The 2156-nt window shown below is 51.5% G+C and carries 1 protein-coding gene; it reads right to left on the bottom strand.

Going from position 1 to position 2156, the window contains the following annotated elements; translation table 11 throughout:
• Positions 1-582: 582 nt before the first annotated feature.
• A complete protein-coding gene (locus DQ230_RS16730) occupies positions 583-2073 on the bottom strand; it encodes a hypothetical protein (RefSeq protein WP_113913692.1) in 1491 nt (496 codons plus the stop codon).
• Positions 2074-2156 lie beyond the last annotated feature (83 nt).

Here is a 2156-nt window from a genome sequence, read left to right as displayed (position 1 = left end):
TGGCCAGTCCTGCCCATGATCGCGTGAAATCACTGCCCGCGATCGCGTGAAACAGGTGCCCGCCTTCCCATGAAATCGCTGCCCACGATCAGCTGAAATCAGTGCCCGCCATCATGCGAAACGCGCACGCAGGCAAGAAACCTACTTACTTGGTGCCACTTCAACCCAGTATCTCGCTAACAAAAATTAGCATATACGAGAGTATTTGGCAGCAAGCGACGCCGGTATAACAAGCTCTCGAACGCCCTTTCTGAAAAATCTTCCTGGCTTTGCAAAGTCGGCTTTCTGCGGATTGTGTTGAAAAACTCCCCGACCGTGTCGGATGAGCCAATTTCGAGGGAAGATGTTCTGGGGAGATGACGTATTTCTTCGATTTTCGGTCAACGGCAAGTCGGGTGGGAACAAAATTCTCCATTTTGGAGGGTGCAGAGCGCCGCAGGGAGTTTTTCTTCACAATCTGCGCTTAGCAGATCTTGGTGCAGGTTGCAGCGAAGGTCGACTATCCGCCCTTATGGTAAGTGGACTGCGATTAACAAGGTTTAGCGCTGTATTGCTCCAGCTGTATAGTAAGAGCATCAGCACTCAGATTGGCGATATCACCCTCCCAGTCCGGGCCTCATACGCCAGCACCCGATCTACATACCCTTGGCACCTGATGCCTTTCCTGTTCTCGATATGCTCCTGCAGCTCCTCGTCTGACACGTGCGCATACTCAGGCATATCAGGGAGCTTGATGGCTGTGGGCAATGCTCGCCCCACAACTGCTTCTGACGCCTCTGCCATGACCTGCCTCAGTTCGGCGACCTTCATGTGATCAATAATGTAGCTGTCATGGACGGATAGGACCGGCACCCCTTTCTCCGTAAAATGGCGATGGACGTGCGCTGTGATCTGACTGTCCAGATACATAAGACGAATTCCCTGATCCGAGAACAAGTAATCTTCAAGAACTGGGTTATGGTCAAGAAAACCCCTCAGAAACTTGTCCAAGTCATTATTTGTGCGTGTCTTACCAAAATCAGTCGAAGACCCATCCCGAAATGCTTTGTAAGCTGACGATTTATCCTTTGCATTGATCGCAGTAAGGGCCAGTTGCTTGATGATCGCCCTCACCATTTCCTTGGGGTAAGCTTGAAATCCCTTGCGTGGAATATCGTAAGGGTCGCCCTGCATCTCCTCCCCGGCCTTGGCATATAGCATCGCCACGTGAAGGCCCTTGAAGTCAACCTCGATTGTAGGCTGATCATCTATGAATATCTTGGACCGCCAGTCATCGTTGATCCGCTGCCACCAGCCACCATAGAAACGCCCATTCATTTCCCAGTTTTTACGACTAAAGACACGCCGAGTTCGGGAGTTGTCGCGATGGATATGAACGCGTGAAGCTTCGATGTCCTTGGCCGTCTGGATCACTGGTTTTTGTAGGGTGGCAACATCGATAAAAGCAGATGTCAGCAGGGCGTTGTAGGCTCGCAGTTCCTTGCGCATGGCAACCGCGTTGTCGGTATCCTCATACTCGATCTCTTTGCCTCTCTGGCCAGCATCCTTGGCATCCCTGAGAATGATGATTTCTGCACCTTCGAAACGGGTCACATCATCACGAACGAACTTGGCCTCACGAAACATTGCCTGCAGTTTCTCTGATGCCCGAATTCTTGCTGTTCTGTTCCCCTTGGCAGCAGCACCAGCATAGCTTCCTTGGGCAAAGTCGAGCAACTCAGCATCCACCAGCGCCTTGATAATCGGGATCAGTTTCTTGGAAAGGTGCAAGGCATTGTAGCGGGAATTGGTGTTCCAAGCATTTACCGACATGGACACGCCAATACTCAGCTCAGGGTCTTCGAGCCAAGCCACATACAGGTCCAAGATCAGCACCCTTAACTGTTTCTTGAACGATGTCTTAGGCTTTGGCCCTGTCTTCGCCTTCTTACCCCCCGCCAACTTCCCAGTAATCTCATCTGGCAAATACCCTCCATCCCATATCCCCTCAACCAAAGCTTTCACCTCAGGGTGCTCTGACCAGCGATGTACGTCGATGGGGCGGGAATGCCGGGGGTTGTCTATAACTGCCATTCTGGGCGGGCCTTATCTTATTTGGGGATGGGATTACAGCATTGGAGGATGAATGTGCAGGAGAATACAAGGTCTTACTGGGT

It is taken from the genome of Roseovarius dicentrarchi, from assembly GCF_003316635.1.
In the GTDB taxonomy this organism is placed as follows: Bacteria; Pseudomonadota; Alphaproteobacteria; order Rhodobacterales; family Rhodobacteraceae; genus Roseovarius; species Roseovarius dicentrarchi.
The sequence above is the reverse complement of the archived record's forward strand: the minus strand, read 5'-3'. Positions and strand labels throughout refer to the sequence as shown.